Below are 2959 nucleotides of genomic sequence, written 5' to 3' on the forward strand. Positions count from 1 at the left end.
AAACTATCGCGCCAATTGTCGAAGATGGTGAGCCGAAAGCCTTCGTCGCAGTCCAAAGAGATATCACCGAGCGCAAAGAGATTGAGCAACGGCTCTCCTTATATCGTGATATTGTTGAGCGGCTTGAGGATCCAATTATGCTCCAGAGCTGTGAGGGAGAGTTTCGACTGGTTAACGACGCACTGTGCTCGTTTGCCGGGCTCTCAAGGGATGAATTACTCGGCGATGGTGAATACGAGTTTATGGACGCAGCCACTGCCACAGAGATTGCCCGGCAGAAACAGCGTGTAATCGAGACCGAACAGCCAGTCGAATACAGTGTTGAGCCGACGTTCACACATACTGACAAGGAGGCGGTCTTCTACACGAGCCGGTACCCCTACTATGAGGATGGAGAACTCACAGGCACAGTTGCGATCTGTCGGGATGTCACCAATCTCGACAAGCGGACGCGACAGTTGAAAGTCTTCGACAATATTTTGCGCCATAATATTCGCAACGATGTGAATGTAATCCGTGGTCGAGGCAAGCAGCTTCAAGATGAACTCGATGGTGACCTCAAGGCTGCTGCCGATGTTATTGTTGAGCGAGCTAACGGCCTGTTGACGACGAGCGAGAAGTCACGAAAGATTACTGACGGCCTCAGTGATCCACGCGACCCGGCCCCGGTAGACCTCGGACAGGTAGTTCGAAATCTTGCGGAAGAGACGGGTCAAAATTGGTCTAACGCAAGTATCGATGTTTCGGCCCCGGCTCAACTTGTTGTCTCTGCGTCTGACTCGATTGATACCGCTATCGAAGAGCTACTGATTAACGCTGTAGTCCACAACGACAGCGACGAACCACGTGTATCTGTTGACCTTACTGTTGACAGTTCGTGGGGTATCCTCCGCGTGCGAGACAATGGTCCGGGTATTCCGGAGTTTGACAGAAACGTTCTTGAATCGGGCGGTGCTATCGAGACACTCTCTCACGGCAGCGGACTCGGATTGTGGCTCGTCTATTGGACCATCACTCACTCTGGCGGAAAGATTCGTGTTGACGACCGCGAGCAAGGTGGGACCGAGATTACGATTAGGCTCCCGTTAGCAGCTGAGAAGTGACTTCTTCTACTCCTTTAACAAGTAATTTTACCGGCTGTGCTCCCATTTGTTTGATATGACCAACTCGCCTGGCGAGACGATTGAGGCTCTACATGACGTTGCGACCAGACTTCAATCTCAGGATACGACTGAGAGTGTCTGTGATTTAACGGTTAGTGCCGCATCAGATATTCTGGATTTTAATCTTTGTACTATCTTGATTCGCGATGGCGAGTGGCTCGTTCCGCGCGGCACATCAAAAGATGCTCCAGCAGACGGAAGTCGTCAGATGCGTCTTGACCAAGGATTAGCAGGCAAAACATATCAGACCGGAGAGTCGCAGCTTGTTAACACAATAGAACCGGATGACAATACGGACCCCGCGAAGCCGGACTATCGGTCAGGCATAAGTGTTCCAATCGACGACCACGGTGTTTTTCAGGCGGTTAGTACGACTGAGTCTGCGTTTACCGTAGACGATATTGAGTTAGCTGAGCTACTTGTGAGTCACTCAAAAACAGCTCTTGATCGCATCGAAAGAGAGCAAGAACTGAAACAGCAAATTGAGCGTCTAGATCGGTTTGCCTCAGTAGTCAGCCAAGACCTCCGCAACCCACTGAATATCGCTCAAGGATACCTCGAAACCGTTCGTGAGAAGGAAGATAGTGAGCCTCTTCGAAAGGTCGCCGCTGCTCATGAACGAATGGACCACTTGATTGACGACATGTTAACTTTTGCACGAATCGGAACAGAGGCGCTCAATCTGGAGACTGTAGAGTTAGCACAACTCACTGAAGAAAGTTGGTCGAGTGTTGATCAACAGAACGCCACGTTATCTATTGACACAGAGCAATATATCAGCGCAGATCGGACGCGTCTTCGTCAGTTGTTGGAGAATATTTTGTCAAACGCAGTGATGTATGGTGGGTCAGATGTTTTTGTGAGGGTCGGGGAACTTGAAGATGGCTTCTATATTGAAGATGATGGCCCCGGTATTCCAGCTACAGATCGCACGGCTGTATTTGAGGCGGGATACTCTCCGGGTACGGAAGGTACTGGATTTGGATTAAGTATTGTTAAGCAGGTTACTGAAGCACATGGGTGGGACATTCGTATTACCGAAGGAAGTGACAACGGTACACGATTCGAGATTACTAAGATTGACATCATTTCTCAGTGACACCCCCGCACAGGGTGATACAGCAAGGGACACGTATCGAGAGAGCCTCTAAGATATTGTCTTAACGTACGAGATTGAGATCGTTAGAAGATCGGAACACCATTCTCACCGTCGTTCCCCGTGGCTCATTATCGTTAAATTGGAGTACTCCACCAGCCTGTTCAACAATCGCTTTCACGAGCCATAGTCCAAGACCAGACCCATGAAGAACAGGCTGAATCGTTTCTTCACCAGTCCGTATATCGCGCTCCTCATCCGGAATACCCGGCCCGCTGTCACTCACTTCGAGATACGATGCATCACTATCTGACCAGACCCGAATCGAAACTGACGCTTGGTCACGGTCTGAATGGATAACCGCGTTTTCGATAAGTTCCTCGACCGCTGTTTCGATCGTTCCGTCTGGAACGCTGACTGGCTCATTCGACGTTTCCAGCGTAATGTCTGCCTCAGGGAATTCTGTTTGAGTGTTTGATACTGCGTATTCGGCTGACTGTGTAAGATCGGTTGACTCAGCCGTTCGCGACTTCGAGAGAACTTTTGTGACCTGTCGTATTTTCCCAGCCATATCAATCAACTTCTGGCTGTGCTCCGAGACTGTTTCAGCGGTGTTCACAACTTCGGGGTCAGTTGTCTGTTGTTCAATCAGCTCTGCGCTCCCCTTCACAACGTTCATCGTATTCTTTATGTTATGACG

3 protein-coding genes are annotated in these 2959 nt (G+C 49.8%); 2 read left to right on the forward strand and 1 reads right to left on the reverse strand.

The genetic code is table 11. The annotated features are described in order from the left end of the window. Together EXE42_RS15020 and EXE42_RS15025 are read left to right on the forward strand one after the other, a co-directional pair. The coding region (locus tag EXE42_RS15020) for a PAS domain-containing sensor histidine kinase (RefSeq protein WP_137706849.1) at positions 1–1103 on the forward strand (1103 nt) is incomplete at its 5' end. A 55-nt stretch (positions 1104–1158) separates the two neighbouring features. Then, the gene (locus EXE42_RS15025; RefSeq protein WP_137706850.1) at positions 1159–2262 is read left to right on the forward strand and encodes a GAF domain-containing sensor histidine kinase; all 1104 of its coding nucleotides are present in this window, start codon (positions 1159–1161) and stop codon (positions 2260–2262) included. Between the two features lie 61 nt (positions 2263–2323). Here EXE42_RS15025 and EXE42_RS15030 read toward each other — a convergent pair. After that, the coding region (locus tag EXE42_RS15030) for a sensor histidine kinase KdpD (protein WP_137706851.1) at positions 2324–2959 on the reverse strand (636 nt) is incomplete at its 5' end.

The sequence above is a fragment of the Halorubrum sp. SP3 genome (assembly GCF_005435195.1).
Lineage (GTDB): Archaea > Halobacteriota > Halobacteria > Halobacteriales > Haloferacaceae > Halorubrum > Halorubrum sodomense.

Excerpts from the sequence above, each read along its gene's own strand:
- EXE42_RS15025 (WP_137706850.1), top strand. The coding sequence starts at position 1,159 with ATGACCAACTCGCCTGGCGAGACGATTGAGGCTCTACATGACGTTGCG.